Annotated in this window: 14 protein-coding genes, 1 pseudogene and 1 riboswitch; of the genes and pseudogenes, 1 reads left to right on the forward strand and 14 read right to left on the reverse strand. The window is 37.5% G+C overall.

Annotated features, from left to right (window positions below; translation table 11 throughout):
• Positions 1 to 210 precede the first annotated feature (210 nt).
• The 9 genes and pseudogenes from IGL13_RS08885 to IGL13_RS08925 form a co-directional block, all read right to left on the reverse strand.
• Positions 211 to 581, reverse strand: a pseudogene (locus tag IGL13_RS08885) (DoxX family protein).
• A gap of 183 nt (positions 582 to 764) precedes the next feature.
• Positions 765 to 2,060, reverse strand: a complete 1,296-nt coding sequence (purB, locus tag IGL13_RS08890) for an adenylosuccinate lyase (protein ID WP_002356808.1) — start codon at positions 2,058 to 2,060, stop codon at positions 765 to 767.
• Between the two features lie 42 nt (positions 2,061 to 2,102).
• Positions 2,103 to 3,218, reverse strand: coding sequence for a 5-(carboxyamino)imidazole ribonucleotide synthase (gene purK, locus IGL13_RS08895; RefSeq protein ID WP_002394696.1), 1,116 nt, complete (start codon positions 3,216 to 3,218; stop codon positions 2,103 to 2,105).
• 327 nt (positions 3,219 to 3,545) lie between these two features.
• Positions 3,546 to 4,865, reverse strand: coding sequence for a nucleobase:cation symporter-2 family protein (locus tag IGL13_RS08900; RefSeq protein ID WP_002382793.1), 1,320 nt, complete (start codon positions 4,863 to 4,865; stop codon positions 3,546 to 3,548).
• A gap of 2 nt (positions 4,866 to 4,867) precedes the next feature.
• Positions 4,868 to 5,449, reverse strand: a complete 582-nt coding sequence (locus tag IGL13_RS08905) for a xanthine phosphoribosyltransferase (RefSeq protein ID WP_002356804.1) — start codon at positions 5,447 to 5,449, stop codon at positions 4,868 to 4,870.
• Between the two features lie 154 nt (positions 5,450 to 5,603).
• Positions 5,604 to 5,701, reverse strand: a riboswitch (purine riboswitch).
• Positions 5,702 to 5,847: 146 nt separating this feature from the next.
• Positions 5,848 to 6,534 (reverse strand): hydrolase, encoded by a 687-nt coding sequence (locus IGL13_RS08910; RefSeq protein WP_002356802.1) that lies wholly within the window; start codon positions 6,532 to 6,534, stop codon positions 5,848 to 5,850.
• A gap of 19 nt (positions 6,535 to 6,553) precedes the next feature.
• A complete protein-coding gene (locus IGL13_RS08915; protein ID WP_194180182.1) occupies positions 6,554 to 7,195 on the reverse strand; it encodes a glycoside hydrolase family 73 protein in 642 nt (213 codons plus the stop codon).
• A gap of 99 nt (positions 7,196 to 7,294) precedes the next feature.
• Entirely contained in the window at positions 7,295 to 7,474 is a 180-nt protein-coding gene (locus tag IGL13_RS08920) for a hypothetical protein (protein ID WP_002384259.1), read from the reverse strand.
• Positions 7,475 to 7,533: 59 nt separating this feature from the next.
• Entirely contained in the window at positions 7,534 to 8,058 is a 525-nt protein-coding gene (locus IGL13_RS08925) for a hypothetical protein (RefSeq protein ID WP_002382789.1), read from the reverse strand.
• 166 nt (positions 8,059 to 8,224) lie between these two features.
• Here IGL13_RS08925 and IGL13_RS08930 point away from each other — a divergent pair, with 166 nt between their 5' ends.
• Positions 8,225 to 9,184, forward strand: a complete 960-nt coding sequence (locus IGL13_RS08930; RefSeq protein WP_002401915.1) for a Gfo/Idh/MocA family protein — start codon at positions 8,225 to 8,227, stop codon at positions 9,182 to 9,184.
• A gap of 47 nt (positions 9,185 to 9,231) precedes the next feature.
• Here IGL13_RS08930 and asnS read toward each other — a convergent pair whose 3' ends face one another.
• From asnS to IGL13_RS08955, 5 genes are all read right to left on the reverse strand, one after another.
• A complete protein-coding gene (gene asnS / locus IGL13_RS08935) occupies positions 9,232 to 10,584 on the reverse strand; it encodes an asparagine--tRNA ligase (RefSeq protein ID WP_002376912.1) in 1,353 nt (450 codons plus the stop codon).
• A 16-nt stretch (positions 10,585 to 10,600) separates the two neighbouring features.
• Entirely contained in the window at positions 10,601 to 11,800 is a 1,200-nt protein-coding gene (locus IGL13_RS08940) for a pyridoxal phosphate-dependent aminotransferase (protein ID WP_002359774.1), read from the reverse strand.
• A 38-nt stretch (positions 11,801 to 11,838) separates the two neighbouring features.
• The gene (locus IGL13_RS08945) at positions 11,839 to 12,357 is read right to left on the reverse strand and encodes a DUF5590 domain-containing protein (RefSeq protein ID WP_002388294.1); all 519 of its coding nucleotides are present in this window, start codon (positions 12,355 to 12,357) and stop codon (positions 11,839 to 11,841) included.
• Between the two features lie 75 nt (positions 12,358 to 12,432).
• Entirely contained in the window at positions 12,433 to 15,222 is a 2,790-nt protein-coding gene (locus IGL13_RS08950) for an ATP-dependent DNA helicase DinG (RefSeq protein WP_002378534.1), read from the reverse strand.
• A gap of 180 nt (positions 15,223 to 15,402) precedes the next feature.
• Complete coding sequence (locus IGL13_RS08955) at positions 15,403 to 16,779, reverse strand: hypothetical protein (protein ID WP_002415763.1); 1,377 nt, start codon at positions 16,777 to 16,779, stop codon at positions 15,403 to 15,405.
• Between the last annotated feature and the right edge of the window lie 121 nt (positions 16,780 to 16,900).

Consider the following 16,900-nt stretch of genomic DNA (forward strand, 5'->3'; position numbering starts at 1 on the left):
TTATCCGACTTTTGATGGATTTCTTCAAAAGTTAAGGTATTCGTAAACCTTATAAATTTATTATACCCCATTGGTCAGTAAAGGTCAACAAATAAATTGACCTTTTTTGACCTTTTTGATAAAAAAAACCTAAAACAACTAAATATCACTGTTTTAGGGCTTTTTTCGCAATCACAACTAGTTTGACCAACTCTTTATTGCTTTGATTTATTAAAAATAAAGTTTTAACGTAAGATACTTTTTATCGGCATAGCTAATCAAAATAGCCAAACTGGTTATCGCTAAAAATAATTCGTACTCATAACCACTAAAACCACTTGCCAAACCAAAAGAAAAATAGCTCCGACTAAAACTGCTATGAATCCTACTGATACCAAAGGAATTAAAAAGCCAATAATCATAAATAATCCACCAATTAATTCAATTGCTGCTACACCATAAACAAAAAGACTTGGCAAACCAATACTAGCAAAAAACGCTAAAGCATCTTCCAATGACGTTACTTTCATCACTCCATGAATTAGCATCGTCACCCCTAGCCAAATTCTAATCACTTGAATGCCTCGCTGTTGTTTATCCATACTTCTCCTCCTTTGTTTGCATTAAATAGTTAATGTAACTATTTAAGTTACATTATAAAGGATAAATCGAAAAAAGTATAGAAAAAAACAAACGTATTTAACAATACGTTTGTTTTTTAATCCTTCAGTTTATAACATTATAAGAGAAAAGCGAGAAGAATCATCCTTCTTCTCGCTTTCTTGTTATCCTAAACCAACACGTTCAAAAATCGTGTCAACATTTTTTAAATGATAATGGTAATCAAAGGCATCATCTAGCTCTTCTTTTGATAAGACAGAAGTAATTTTTTCATCCGCATCTAGCAACGGACGGAACGCCGTTTGATGATCCCATGCGTAAGCTGTTTTTGGTTGGACCAGATCATACGCTTCTTCACGTGTCATGCCATGATCAATCAATTTTAACAAGACACGTTGGCTGTAAATTAGACCATAGGTCGCATCCATGTTACGTTTCATATTTTCTGGGAAGACCGTTAAGTTTTTGACAATATTACCAAAACGATTCAACATGTAATTTAGTAAAATCGTCGTATCGGGAATAATAATCCGTTCAGCAGACGAGTGAGAAATATCTCGTTCATGCCATAAACTCACATTTTCAAAGGCAGTAATGACATGACCACGAATCACACGTGCCAAACCAGTCATATTTTCAGAACCAATTGGATTCCGTTTATGCGGCATTGCCGAAGATCCTTTTTGTCCTTTTGCAAAAAATTCTTCTACTTCACGTGTTTCTGATTTTTGTAGACCACGAATTTCTGTTGCAAATTTTTCAATACTTGTCGCAATTAATGCCATGGCAGAAACATATTCTGCATGTAAATCACGTGGTAAAACTTGTGTCGAAATCTCTTGAGCACGGATCCCCAAATGTTCGCAAACATATTCTTCAACAAATGGTGAAATATTGGCAAAGGTACCTACGGCTCCACTGATTTTACCCGCTTCGACACCTTTGGCTGCATGTTCAAAACGTTCAATGTTGCGTTTCATTTCAGAATACCACAACGCTAATTTCAAACCAAATGTAGTCGGTTCTGCATGAACACCATGCGTTCTTCCCATCATGACCGTATGTTTATACTCTTTGGCTTTGGCTCCGACAATCTCCGTAAATGTTTGTAAATCTTTCCGTAAAATATCATTCGCCTGTTTCAATAGATAACCATAGGCAGTATCCACAACATCTGTGCTGGTTAACCCATAGTGTACCCATTTTCGCTCTTCACCAAGCGTTTCTGAAACGGCACGAGTAAAAGCGACAACATCATGACGTGTTTCTGCTTCAATTTCTAAAATACGTGCAACATCAAATGATGCATTTTCTCGGATTTTTTGTACATCTTCTTTAGGAATTTCGCCAAGTTCTGCCCAAGCTTCATCCGCCAAAATTTCAACTTCTAGCCATGCCTTGTAGCGGTTCTCATCTGTCCAAATTGCGCCCATTTCGGGTCTTGTATAACGATCAATCATTGTGCCTTATCCCCTCTTTACTCCTCAATTTTTGAAAAATAATTACGACCAAATCTTTGTTTCTTTAATTTCTTCCAGTGTTTCATCGATTTCTTTGGTTAATATAGTAATATGCCCCATCGCTCGTTGCGCTTTTGCTTCACTGTGGCCATAATAGTGGAAATGCCAATCTGGATGTTCATTAATAATGTCCATCGTTTCATAGGCCTCATTTCCAAGCACATTGACCGTGACTGCTTCAGACAACAGTTGAATCGTTGGCATTGGCCAATTACATAAACCACGAATATGCGTATCATATTGGCTAAAAGAACAAGCATCTATTGAAAAATTCCCAGCATCTTCTGGACGAGGTAAAATTTTATTTACATAAATCCCGCCTGTTTCTGTATAAAACATTTCAATTGAAAGAGTGCCGACTAAACCAACTGCTTTAGCAATCACCTTAGCAATTCGTTGCAACTCACCACTGACTTCTTCATCAATTCGGGCTGGCGCAATCGTTTCATGTAGCTTACGCTCTTTTTTAATTGTTTCCACAACTGGAAATGTCGCAAATTCGCCACGACCATTACCAGAAATCAGAACAGATAATTCTTTTTCGTAAGGAATCCAAGCTTCCAAGACACAGGTTCCTTCTCTCAGAAGATTCATGGATGGCGCTAAGTCTGAAGTACTATGTAGTACATAACGACCTTCCCCTCGCGTATTCTTCAAGATACACGGATAACCAATGCCATCAATTGCTTCTTGAATATCAGTCGGACTAACAATCGTTGCATAAGGTGCAATCACAATATTATTATCTTCCAGGAAACTTTTTTCCATTAAGCGATCTTGCGTAATCGCTAAAATGTCTGTTCCTTGTGGTATATTCGCTAAATGTTGAATCGCTGTTAACGCATCAACATCTGCATGTTCAAATTCATACGTAATCACTTGGGCACGTTTTGCCAATTTCTCTAACGCTTCAGGATCATTATATGCTCCTAATAATTGCCAATCGGCAACTTGTGCAGCAGGACAATCAATTTGTGGATCTAGCACACCCACTCGAAACCCCATTTCTCTTGCACTAAGGGCCATCATTTTTGCTAAATGTCCGCCACCAATGATACCAATCACTTGACCAGGTAATAGTGGTTTATCCAAGTTCATCACAACTTTCCATCACAGTTTTATCCTTAAAATCCTTCTGCGGTTTCTCGTCGCAGTCTAGCCTTTAAGAGTGCTCTTTTTACATGATACAAGGAAAAAGGCTCAACTTCAAGTGCCAGCAGTGTTTCCATTAGGTTTTCTCATCAGAATTTATTAACATACTTTAGGATAAAACAGCGGTAACTTACTACTCGTCTCTTTGTAACCAAGCTTTTTTCTCTTTTTCTCTTCAGATTGATGAAAACATTAAATTTTTCTAAACGATGATTAGGTCAAAAAAGTATGAAAGAAAAGCCACCTGACCTTATCTATCATACTTTTTTGAAACTATTCGTTACTTTCTGAGGTTTCTTTTAAACCATTGAATAAAAGATTTAAAATAATTGCGGTAATGCTGCTCATGACAATTCCATTACCAGTAAACATGCTAACAGTTTCTGGTACTTTATTAAAGAGCGTCGGCATAATATTAAAGCCTAAACCAAAGCCAATCGAGATGGCAATAATTAATAAATTTTTGTCATTTGAGTAGTCAACTTTTGACAACATGCGCATTCCTTGGACAGCCACCATTCCAAACATAACCAGCATTCCGCCGCCTAAAACCGGCTCTGGGATAATTTGGGCCATCGCACCAATTTTTGGTAATAAGCCTAAAATAATTAAGAAAAAAGCAGAAAAATAAATTGGTCGACGTGTTTTGATCCCAGATAATTGAACTAACCCGACATTTTGAGAGAAACCTGTATAAGGAAACGTATTAAAAATCCCCCCTAAAATGACGGCTAAACCTTCTGCATGATACCCACGACGTAAATCATCTTCGCCAATTTTCTTCCCTGTAATATCTCCTAAGGCAAAATAAACACCTGTTGATTCAACCATACTAACAATTGAAATAATAATCATCAACACAATAGAAGAAAGATCAAACGTTGGTTTGCCAAAATAAAATGGCTGTGGAAAATGAAACCACGTAGCTTGACCAACAGGAGATAAATCCACTAATCCCAGAAACGCAGCTAAAATTGTGCCGCCGACTAGGCCGATTAACACGGCAATTGACTTGATAAAGCCACGTCCCCAAACTTGCACAACAATGATTAAGGCAATTGTTACAAATGCGAGGAGCAAGTTTTTAGGATCACCAAAACTTTTGTCCGTTGCTAAGCCGCCACCCATTTTTTCAACAGCAACAGGAATTAAGGTCAAACCAATAACTGTAATGACTGTGCCGGTGACTAAAGGCGGAAATAGACGTTTAATTTTTGAGAAAAATCCTGCAATAAGAACGACAAAAATGCCCGAAGCAATAATTGAACCGTAAATTGCACCAACCCCTTTGTTCGTACCAATCATGATTAAAGGCGCAACTGCTTGAATGGCACAACCTAAAACGACTGGCAAGCCAATCCCAAAAAACTTATTCACCGTTAATTGTAAAAGTGTCGCAACGCCGCACATAAAAATATCGATTGAAATCAAATACGTCATTTGTTGCGAATCAAAATTCAAGCCGGTTCCGATTAATAAAGGTACGGCAACTGCTCCAGCATACATCGCTAATAAATGTTGCAATCCTAAAACGGCGGCTTTCCCATTTGGTGTTTCCGTCTGTTGTGGTGTATTCAATTGTTTTGTTTCCAAGATTATGCATCCTCCTCTAAAAACGTCACCGTTCCTTCACTTAATGAAGCAATACGTGCTAAAGAGACTACATTTAAGCCCATGTCTTCTAATAACTGACGACCATCTTGGAATGATTTTTCAATTACGATACCAATTCCTTCAACCTTTGCACCAGCCTGTTGGCATAATTCTACCAATCCTTTGGCAGCTTGTCCGTTAGCTAAAAAGTCATCAATAATCAACACTTTATCAGCATCAGATAAAAATTTTCTTGAAATGGAAATTTGACTTGTCACTTGTTTTGTAAATGAATAAACTGAAGCCGTTAAGAGCTCTTCATCCATGGTTAAACTTTTTGCCTTACGAGCGAAGATCATTGGCACGCCTAATTTTTGCGCTGCGTATAAGGCAGGAGCGATTCCTGATGCTTCAATTGTAATTACTTTGGTAATGCCTGCTTCTGCGAAAACCTCAGCAAAACGATTACCCATAGCCTCCATCAATTCTGGATCCACTTGGTGCGTAATAAAACTATCTACTTTTAAAACACCTTCACCTAATACACGGCCATCATTTTTAATACGTTCGACTAATTCCTTCACAATATGAACTCCTTTACTTATTTTTCGATAGATGCTTTGTTCTCATCCTGAGGAAAGGACGGTTCGTTAAAAACGAACGAAATAAAACAAAGTGCTATTTATATTCGTGTTCTAACAAAAGAAAAAAGCCCATTTTGCCAAAGCAAAAAAGGGCTATCCGCTCTTCTTCACTTATAGACCAGCATTTACGGTGCTGGGTAGAGACGGTCAACCGTATTTTGACCTTATACAAGCTTCTATGTTTCTCTAGGATAGTACAAAAATCTCTAACTTTCAATGGTTTAACAACTTTTTTTCATTAGAATTTTCAAATAATTGGTTCATTCTTCCATTGTTCCGTAAAAGCGAACATTAAATAGCCAAAAACGCTTTGGCAGGATCGGCTGCCAAAGCGTTTTTTATTCTTCATCGGTTGCTTTTTCTTGTTCACGATATTTTTTCATTTTTTTGCTGAATAATTCACCGTTACTAGGGGGCGTATATGTAATAGCATTCGCTCCGGCGATAATGGTTTCATGAATACTCGATTCAGTTGGTCCTCCTGTTGCAATAATCGGTAATTCTGGATACTTGCCACGGAAATAGCGTACGGTGGCTGCAGTGTCTTTTCCTGCGCTGATATTAATCATATCCACGCCAGCCGCAAGTTTTTCATCAATTGGTGTATGAATAGAAGTTACTGTGCTGATAATAGGAATATCGATTGCTTCATCCACCATTTTAATTGTTTCAATTGGTGTAGGACCATTCAAAACGACACCCATTGAGCCTTGTGCTTCTGCAAATAAACTCATATAAGCAGAACGCATGCCTTGCGTTAAACCGCCGCCGACTCCTGAAAAGACAGGAATATCCGCTGCTTCAATAATGCCTTTTGTAATCGCTGGATGCGGTGTAAAAGGATATACAGCAATCACTGCCTGTGCATCCGTATTGCGGATAATCGCAATATCTGTCGTAAAAATAATTGATTTTATTTTACGGCCAAAAATTTTAATGCCACTGGCTTGCCGAATAATCTCTGGCATTTTTACAATATCTTGTTTCAGCGGCGTCATAATTTCTGGAATCCACTTTTCGCTCATTGTCATCGTTCCTCCATGCTTAACGGTCGTATTTATTTAAATTGTATTCTTCAATTACATGAATGATCTTATCAGCGTATGTAGGATCCGTTGCGTATCCAGCATCTTGAAGCGCTTGTGCAGCCTCTTTATAATTTTTGGCTAACAAGACTTTTTCATATAAATTTGGATCCCAATCGACCCCATCAACAAATAACTTGGTATGATCTCGCATGGATTCTTCCCAATTGTCATAAACTCGAAAATCACCCTGAATCGTAATCCAGTCCTCATTGACATACTCTTTTGTTTCTAAATTGACTTTTGGTTGATTGCCATATGCTTTAATCCCAAAAAGATTGTTATATTTCGATGCTAATTGACTTTGTCCAAAATTTGATTCTAAAACTGCTTGCCCCATAATAATACTTGGTAATACCCCGTAAGATTCTTGTAATTCACGTGCATACGGTGTGATTTCAGCAACAAATTCTTCTTTTGAGATGTTTTCATTTTGGCGATTGACTGACTCGCTTTGTCCCTTATCTGAATCAGAAAGGACAGATAACGAAAAGACAAAGGCCAAACCGACGACAACTACGCCTAAGAATAACTTTGGCAAATTCAGCTGCTTTTTTCTTTTTTTCTGATAGTTGCTCACTTCATTAATTCCCCACTTCATCTTTTATTTTCCGATAAAATGTTTCACTATCTTTCACTTTCGTGATTGATTTCATTTGTTACTATAACCGAATAATTGTATCATTTTCACAGAAAATTATCAACTTTCATCACTGCTTACGCTCGTGATTTCAGTACTTGATTCAGTGGTAGCAGTTGAAGAAACTGTACTACTTTCAGAAATTTTAGTGGATGATTTCACTGTTGTTTCAGTTGATGTGTGAACAGATTCTTCAACTGGCTTTTTGCCAAAAAAGACAAAAATTACCGCACCAAACATAATAATCACAGATAAAATCCCAGCAATTGTGTATTTCAAAAGACCATCCTTCCTATTCGTTATTCACCTACGTAAGTATCCATCAGATTTTCATTGACCCAATCTAATAATTCAACTTTTGAACCTTCCAATTGTCGTTGAATCGTAGCTGGTAACCGGAATGTAATAATATCATCAAAACCCCATTCACCATAGGCCAGCGTCACTTTCAAATCAATATAACCAGCAGCAATTTCTTGTTCTTGTTTATTGTTAGGAATTAATTCTACAACGCCCAAATCAGATTGTAGCCATTTTTTGGCAATTGTTGTTTTTAACCGTTTATATTCCGAAACAGCTAGGTTACGTTTTTCCGGAAATAAGATGGTTTGGCGGAGTATTTTTTGAGTCAGCATCCACTCATAATCCGTAAACAAATTCTTAATTTTTTGCATGACTTCATTGTCCAAACCAAATTGGCCTTCTTTCCAAGCTTGCCAATCGGCTGCTTGAATTTGATAAGCGGAGTAAAAATTTTCTTCTGTTTGATACTGTTCAATAATTGCGTCAACAATAATATCTACATAAACTTGATGCATAATCATTCGCCTCCATTTTCTATTTTACTGAAATTCTCTAAAAAAAGCATCTTTTTATCTCTGGATTTTATCATATTTACAAAATTGTCCTTGTTTTCTAATTTCTCTTGTTTACAGTATAATAAATAATGAAGAAGATTTGAAGAAATTGCATAGATTAGGAGGACTTCTTTTGACAAAAAAATTATATCAATGGGGCATCGTAGGATTAGGTGGAATTGCCCACGAATTTGCTTCAACGTTTAAACAAGAAACTAGCCAACTTGCAGCTGTTGCTTCACGGACATTGTCTAAAGCAGAACAATTTGCCGCTGATTATTCAATCCCTAAAGCCTATGGTTCTTATGAAGAATTGCTAGCAGATGAAACAATCGATGTTGTTTATATAGCAGTGCCAAATAAACAACATGCTGAACACATTTTAAAAGCGCTCCAGGCCGGAAAACATGTGTTGTGTGAAAAAGCTATTACGATGAACGCGGCAGAATTAAAACAAGCCTTGGCAGTTGCAGAAAAAAATGACCTTATTTTAGCAGAAGCCATGACTATTTTTAACATGCCACTATACGATGAATTACGTCGCTTGATGGATGCTGGCAAATTTGGTCAGGTAAAAATGATTCAAGCACCATTTGGAAGTTACAAAGAACCCGATCCTAAAAATCGCTTTTTTAATCCTGACTTAGCAGGCGGCGCATTGTTAGATATTGGTACTTATGCGGTTTCGTTTGCTCGTTGGTTTCTCAGCTCACAGCCAGACGTTTTAGCTTCTAGCATGGTTCCCTTCTCTACTGGCGTTGATGAACAATCGGTGACATTGCTTCGAAATAAAGAAAATGAGTTGGCTACTATTTCATTAACATTCCAAGCAAAAATGCCAAAGCAAGGAATTGTTGCTTTTGAAGATGCCTATATTACCATTACAGATTATCCACGTGCAGATGAAGCAATCGTTCACTACAATGACGGTACGGTTGAGACCATCGTTTCTGGGTACTCAGCTGAATCCATGAATTATGAAATCTACAATATGGTTGAAGCAATCAAAGGTACACAACCCAACCGCTCCTTATTTTTCACGACAGAAGTCATTGATATTTTGGACCAGATGCAAAAATTATGGCAGAATTAAAAAAAAGAACTTCGGCTTTTGCCGAAGTTCTCTTTTTTATTTGTTCTCTATGGATAAATACGGTTTAACATACGTGGGAACGGAATCGCTTCACGAATGTGTTCATTACCAGTAATGAACGTAACAGCACGTTCTAAACCTAACCCGAAGCCGGAATGTGGCACAGAACCGTATTTACGTAAATCTAAATACCAGCTGTATTCTTCTTCAGATAAGCCAAACTCAGCTACTTTTTCTTTCAAATAATCATAATCAGTTGCACGCTCGGAACCACCGATAATTTCACCATAACCTTCTGGTGCAATTAAATCGGCACAAATTACAACATCTTCACGTGTTGGATGTGGTTTCATATAGAAGGCTTTAATTGCTTTTGGATAATTTAAAATGAATGTTGGAACGCCATAGTAATTTGAAATAAAGGTTTCATGTGGACTACCAAAGTCTTCGCCCCATTCAATGTGATCATAATCATTGTTTGCTTCTTCTTTTTGTAATAACTCAATCGCATCATCGTAAGTAATACGTTTGAATGGTTCCGAAACATATTTCTCTAGTAACGCTGTATCACGTTCTAAAACATCCAATGGATATTGTTGATTTTTCAATACTGATTTAATTAAATGTTTTACGTAGGCTTCTTGAATATCTAGTGATTCTTCATGAGTTGTGTATGCCATTTCCGGTTCAATCATCCAGAATTCCGTTAAGTGACGACGAGTTTTGGATTTTTCCGCACGGAAGGTTGGTCCAAAAGTAAAGACTTTTCCAAATGCCATCGCACCAGCTTCTGCATATAATTGACCTGTTTGTGATAAGAATGCTGGTTGTCCGAAGTAATCTGTTTCAAATAATTCTGTTGTGCCTTCTGGTGCTGAGCCTGTTAAAATTGGGCTATCAATTTTAATGAATCCTTGTTCGTTAAAGAACTCGTAAGTAGCACGAATAATTTCGTTACGAACTAACATGATCGCATGTTGTTTGCTTGAACGTAACCATAAATGACGATGATCCATTAAGAAATCTGTGCCGTGTTCTTTCGGCGTAATTGGGTAATCTTCTGAAGCGCCAACGACTTCTAAATCAGTGATATCCATTTCATAGCCGAATTTAGAACGGCTATCTTCTTTGATAACACCAGTAACCATGACTGCTGTTTCTTGTGATAAATGTTTAATTTCTTGGAATTTTTCTGTACCAGCTTCTTCACCAAAGGCTTCAATGAAGTTTGGTTTGAACACGACACCTTGGAAAAAGGCTGTCCCGTCACGTAATTGTAAAAAGGCAATTTTTCCGCTTGAGCGTTTGTTAGCAATCCAAGCGCCAATTTTTACTGTTTCTCCAACATGTTTGTTTGAATCAATAATTTGAATTTGTTCCACGTTTGTCTCTCCGTTCATTTCTTAGTTTATTCTTTTAGGCGTTGTGCTGAATTCGTTTCTTTTCTATAAAGTCGTTCATTCGCTCAATCGCTTTTTCTAACGTCATTAAATCTGTCGCATAGCTCATCCGCACATGTTCTGGTGCACCAAAGCCTTCTCCTGTTACCAGAGCAACATGCGCTTCTTGTAATAAATCTTCCACCCAATTAGTCACGTTATCATACCCACAAATTTCTAACGTTTTTTTGACATTCGGGAATAGATAAAATGCGCCTTCAGGTTTTATTAGCGAAACACCTGGCAAAGCTGCTACTTTTGGATAGATATGATTCAGGCGTTTTTCAAAGGCCTGACGCATGTCTTCAACTGTCGACTGTTCACCTGTTAAAGCCTCAATTGCCGCATATTGGCTAACCGCGACTGGATTACTGGTGGATTGTGAAGCGAGTTGTGTCATTGCTTGAATAATTTTTTCATCACCGACTGCAAAACCAATGCGCCAGCCTGTCATTGCATATGTTTTGGAAACACCATTAATAATGATTGTCTGTTGACGAATTGCTTCTGAGATGGTTGCAATTGGTGTGAACCGATGTCCATTGTACACCAAACGACCATAAATATCATCTGCAATAATGAGGATATTATGAGCAACTGCCCATTCACCAATTTGGCGTAATTCTTCTTCCGTATAAATAACACCAGTTGGGTTAGATGGTGAATTTAAAATGATTGCTTTTGTTTTGTCCGTTCGTACAGCTTCTAATTGTGCGACTGACACTTTAAATGATTGCTCTTGCGTGCTTGATACAAATACTGGCTTGCCTTCTGCTAATTTGACTTGTTCACCATAACTTACCCAATAAGGGACAGGGATAATCACTTCGTCCCCAACGTTCAAAATGGCTTGAAATAATAGATACAGCGCATATTTGGCACCATCTGTCACAATAACTTGCTTGGGTTGATAACGAAGTTGATATTCTCGTTCCACATAAGAGACAATTGCTTGCTTTAATTCAGGAATGCCGCCAGAAGGTGTGTAATAACTTGCTCTTCCATCCTCAATTGAAGCAATTGCTGCTTTTTGAATATTTTTCGGGGTTACAAAATCTGGTTCCCCAACCGTTAAGCTTAAAACATCTACACCTTTTGCTTTTAATGCTTTCGCCTTGGCGGCAGCTGCTAATGTAACAGAAGGAGTCAATTGCTGTGCTCGATTTGATACGTTCATACACCTTTCACTCCCACTTTCATCAAAACCTATCTAAATTAAATATCTTTGACAACGTTGATCTCTTCGCCTTTATCAAAGCTCATAAGATAATATGTTAGTACTCCTTGATCATTTTCGGTGACCACTTCCCATGCAGGGCGCTTATCATAAAGCCCTAACGTAGCTTTCATCACCGATTCATCGGGATGTGCTTTAGCAACAATGTCTGTTATTTGTTGTTCAGTTTGACCATCTTTTTGATTTAAGACCGTGACTTTTTCTCCCGATTTAGGGACAATCACGATAATCTCTGTGCCTTTATCATTTTTGCCGGTTAAAGTAAAATACGTATTTTTGCGTGTAAACCAGTAAAATTTATCAACTGTTTCTAAATTAGCAGAAGTTTTGGCAATTGCGGTTGCTTCTTTTTTGGCTTGAGCCATTGGTTGATTGGTTCGTACAAAAAAGATAATTATTGTTACAAGAATTGCTAAAAGGATTGCCAATAGGGTTAAAAGGACAGTAATCCGTTTCTTCTCTTTCTTTTCTTCTAATTCCTCCAAAAATCCTTCCATCCTCTCTAAACTTACTGGGTCTTATTATAGCAGAAAAATAGCGGCCTTTCACAAATATGACCTAAAAATAATCGATTATTTGTTTAAAAATTCCTTTAATTCTTCTAAAATTTCAGGCATGGGCGCTTCTTTTACTGAGAGTCCCTTGGGAAACGCTTTGATTAATCGTTTGCCATATTTTGCAGTGACTAAACGACGATCCAGAATCAGCAATGCCCCTCTGTCTTCTTCAGAACGGATTAAACGGCCCAGTGCTTGTCGCAAACGTAAGGCTGCTTTCGGTACCGCTTCTTGAGCAAATGGTTGTATCCCTTCTGCTTCTAAATACGCATATTTTGCTTGCACAAGTGGTCGTTTCGGGTTTTCAAAAGGTAAACGCGTGACTATCAATAACTGTAAAGCTGTTCCTGGTAAGTCCACACCTTCCCAAAAGCTATCGGCTCCTAGCAAGACATTCGGTTTTCCATTAGAGAACCGTTTAAGAATTTTTTCACGACTGCCGCTAATCCCTTGGGCGAGGACCTCTTGTCCTTTTTCCAATAATCTCGGCTGGACTTGATGATACACGGTGGACAATAATTCATGCGAAGTAAAAAGAACCAACATCGAACGTTCCTCTTGCGCCATCAATTTTTCAATGGTATCTGAAATGTATTGACCCATTTCATAGGAAGAGGCATTTTGAATGGCTACTGCTTCTTCCGGTACATAGACTCGCGCATTTTCTGCATAGTTATATGGCGTTGGCAGGGTTTTGAACGTCACCTCTGTTAAACCTAACCGTTGCGGTAAATACTTTTTATTGTTGCCAAACTTCAATGTGCCGCTTGTATAAATAATTCGTTCATACCGCGGATACCACTTTGTTTCAGGAAGCAAACTAGCTTCTAAGTTATGAATTTCAATCAAGCCATGGTCTTCATTTTGTGGTAAATATTCTTTTACCCAACGTGGACGCCAATCATCAAGATAAATGGTAAAACAGTGATGAATACGTTCAATTTCATCAAAAAATTGAAACAAGCGAACAAAAACGATGCGATCAGCCAAACTAAAGGTTTCCAACTGACTCATAATTGTTTGCTGTAACTTACTTTGAATAGTTAACAACTCCTGCAGTAAAAGCTGGAGCGTTTGACTATGTTTTTCTCCCGCAGCAGATAAATAATCAATACGTTCTTTGGTTAAAAGCAACTCCTGATGGTCTATGCGCTTCTGCGTTTTACTAAATAAACGATGCAATTCAAAAAGAAAATCTTGCCATTCATCCACAAAATCCAGTAAACCTTGCTGATAAATTTTTACAAACCGCTGCTCTTCAGAAAACTGTTGAAAAATTTGCTGTAAAGCAACAAAAAGTTGTTCTTTTTCAATAAAATGCGTGACTTGTTTTTTTAGTATCACACTGTTTACTCGTTCGCTTGCCATCCGACTAGCGATGTCTGGTAAATGATGTGCTTCATCAATAATTAGCCACGGACTTTCAGGTAATAACGGTTGTTTTCTTAGCGACTCTTGCGCCAAAAATGCATGATTAACAATCAACACGTTACTTTGAGCGACTTTTTTATACAGATGTCTTAAAAAGTCAACTTCATAAAGTTCATCTTTTTTTGAAAGAAAATCCAATCCGCGATGTGTAACTTCTTTCCAGAATAAATGATTTAAATTCGTCAATTGTAGTTCATCTAAATCGCCCGTTTCTGTTTCTAGCAACCAGACGAGAACGCCCATTTGATAAAGAGCGTATTGTTTTTGCGGAGTTGGCTGATTCAACGTTGCCTTAAAGCGTTGTAAATCAAGATAGTGTCGATGGCTTTTAATAACAATGCCTCGTAATTTCCCTTGGCAGATTTTATTGGCTAATGGTAAATCTTTTTCCACTAATTGATTTTGTAAAACAATCGAAACTGTTGAAATGATGACTGGTTTTTCTGGCGTTGCTAAATAGCTCATCGGCAACAGATAGCCTAATGTTTTTCCCGTTCCAGTCGCCGCTTCAATAAATAAATCTTTTGTCGTTCCTTCTGTAAAATGATCATAGACTAAATTCATCATCCGACTCTGTTCCGCACGATAAGCGAAACGTTCGCCAAACAGTTTTTCTTTGGCTTTTTTAGTTTTGGGATACGTGCTAGTCTGATAGAACGTTTCTTCAAAAAGAGGAACTTCTTTTTTGCGTAAAGCAATGCCACTGACCACTTGATAAGCTGGATTTAATGGTGTGACTTGTTTTTTCATTTGTTCATACGTTTGTTGAATAAAAGTACTGGTTTCCCGCGCTGTCTGTTGACTTAATTCCGCAATTTTTTCCATAGTGACTAATGGTAAAGATTTCATTTTTTCTTGAATTAATAACAAAAGTTCGGCTGTAACCTGCGCATCACTATCTGCTTGATGGGGATTCTCATGAGACAAACCTAAGCTTTCCGACAAATCACTTAAACGGAAACTTTTTTCTGTCGGTAAAAAAATCTGTGCCAATTCCACTGTATCAATGGCTGGAATAGTAAGTGGCGGCGTGCCACACCGTACCAGTTCACGAGCTAAAAAATTATAATCAAAGTGGACGTTATGCGCCACAAAAATAGTATCTTCCAGATAATGATAAATTGTATGTGCTACATCTTCAAAATAAGGCGCTTTTTGAACTTGCGTATTACTAATCCCAGTTAAACTTTGAATTTGTTTTGGTACTACTTGATTGGGATTCACATCTGTCGCAAAGTTCGCAATAATCTTTCCATCTTGAACGAGAACGCATCCAAACTGAATGATCCGATCACTTGTAGGATCTGTTCCAGTCGTTTCAAGGTCAACTACTGCATACACTTGTTTGTCTTTCAATGACTTCACGCCTTTCATTCATCTTTGAAAATTATACTACAATTTATAGGATTTTCACTAGTATTTCAAAAATTCTCTTGAAATCTTTTCCAGAGATAATAAGAAAGAGCCTGAAACAAAAATCCAAAGTGATTTTTGTTTCAGGCTTAAAAGCTGATAAACTGAACGGTTTTGTCTTACCTTCTCCTAAATAAACGATTAATAACAGTCAAGGATTTTCTGCATATACTGGTTTAATTGCCCATAGCCTTCCAATTCTCTGATTACTGGGAGCGGACAACGAACCTTTTTATTAAATAGGGTCCGCTTTTCAACATATTCTGTAACTTCGTCTAAAAATTTATCTAATCCTTTTTCTAATTTCATACAACTTAACTGATTGCAAATTCGCACGTCTCCTGCTTTTTTCTTTTGAACTTGTTTAAATGATTGTGAGAATGCTTTTGCTTCAATCATTTGTGCTTCTAACTGTCTTTTTTCAATCGTTATTTTCGGAACTGCTTGATTTCCATCAGTATCCTCTAACTGGCGACTCATAAAGCGACGATAAATTTCCTCTTCTAGTTCGTCCAATTGTCGTTGAAAGTCCGCAGGAATTGTCCGACTTGATGAATTTTCTTTCTCACTTTCCATAGAGACAGCTTCTTTTTCTGGCTTCTGCTCCTCTTCTTTTTCGGCAGACTTATCCACTGAATTTAGCGAGCTTTTTTCTGTTTCTTGTGGAAAAGTAAATAAAGGTTTTGCCGCGGTACTCTGCTGGTTTTCTTGTTTTTTTTCTGGCAGCGCTTCTTTAATTGGCGCTGGTTCAGATAACACTGGTTCTTTCGCTGGTTCTTCAAGCACTAGTTTGTTAACGGGAAGCACTGCTTCACTTGTTGCTACAGTTGTTTCACCTTCTTGATTTTCCCGATTATCAGGCGAGAGATTGACGTCTGGTTGTTCCAGATTAGTATCCTCTGATACTTTCAGCGATGCCTGTTCTGCGGCTATCACAGGAGAAGCTCTTTTCAAATGGATCGTTTTTATTTGTCTAGAAATGACGGGATTTCTCGTTTGATTAACGGCTTCATTTAAGGAGGCTAAATTTTCTTTTAAAAGTGTCAACATTTCACGTAAGACAGCAATTTCACCAGCTAATTCCGTTAATTGATTTTCTTGCGGCACTACTTGCACATTGGTTTCATTCATACGGACTATTTTTTTATTTTTAGTTGTCGGTATTTCATACATCCATTGTTTCAGTGCGGATCGTAAGTCACGAGTGGTCGGCTCAAAGCTTCCAAAATAAACAGTGTAGTACATTAACTCCGTTTCAACATAGACATAAATCTTTTTAACAATTAACTCTTCAAACTGTTCTGATTCATCCCAACTTTCACATAAAGCCTCAAAAAATTGTTCCCCTTCTGCTAAATTTTGGTACTCTTTCGCTAAATAAAGCTTGCGAATTAAGTAAAAATTATACGGTGTTTCAACATTATCCGCATAAATTTCTCGTCCTAAAAAATCTGGATTCGTTTCTTTACAAAGAAAGACCGTTTTCTCTTCTGGTTGTGTTTCAAGTGTTTTAGTCATGAGGTTCACTTCCTTTTTCTCCGTTAATAACCATTTTTTAATGATAGATACCTTTAGTATACAGGAGAAATTCTTCTGATTTTCTCATATTTTTAAGAGACAATAGAAATTTTAGAGAAAA

Origin of the sequence: Enterococcus sp. DIV1937 (assembly GCF_050535975.1) — a bacterium.
GTDB lineage: Bacteria > Bacillota > Bacilli > Lactobacillales > Enterococcaceae > Enterococcus > Enterococcus faecalis.

Bases quoted from the DNA above. Each gene is read 5' to 3' on its own strand.
- IGL13_RS08950 (WP_002378534.1), bottom strand. From the start codon at position 15,222: ATGAAAGGCGTGAAGTCATTGAAAGACAAACAAGTGTATGCAGTAGTT.
- asnS (WP_002376912.1), bottom strand. From the start codon at position 10,584: ATGAACGGAGAGACAAACGTGGAACAAATTCAAATTATTGATTCAAAC.
- purB (WP_002356808.1), bottom strand. From the start codon at position 2,060: ATGATTGATCGTTATACAAGACCCGAAATGGGCGCAATTTGGACAGAT.
- IGL13_RS08910 (WP_002356802.1), bottom strand. From the start codon at position 6,534: ATGAGCGAAAAGTGGATTCCAGAAATTATGACGCCGCTGAAACAAGAT.
- IGL13_RS08940 (WP_002359774.1), bottom strand. From the start codon at position 11,800: ATGAACGTATCAAATCGAGCACAGCAATTGACTCCTTCTGTTACATTA.
- IGL13_RS08925 (WP_002382789.1), bottom strand. From the start codon at position 8,058: ATGATTATGCATCAAGTTTATGTAGATATTATTGTTGACGCAATTATT.
- IGL13_RS08915 (WP_194180182.1), bottom strand. From the start codon at position 7,195: ATGAAGTGGGGAATTAATGAAGTGAGCAACTATCAGAAAAAAAGAAAA.
- IGL13_RS08955 (WP_002415763.1), bottom strand. From the start codon at position 16,779: ATGACTAAAACACTTGAAACACAACCAGAAGAGAAAACGGTCTTTCTT.
- purK (WP_002394696.1), bottom strand. From the start codon at position 3,218: ATGAACTTGGATAAACCACTATTACCTGGTCAAGTGATTGGTATCATT.
- IGL13_RS08945 (WP_002388294.1), bottom strand. From the start codon at position 12,357: ATGGAAGGATTTTTGGAGGAATTAGAAGAAAAGAAAGAGAAGAAACGG.
- IGL13_RS08920 (WP_002384259.1), bottom strand. From the start codon at position 7,474: ATGTTTGGTGCGGTAATTTTTGTCTTTTTTGGCAAAAAGCCAGTTGAA.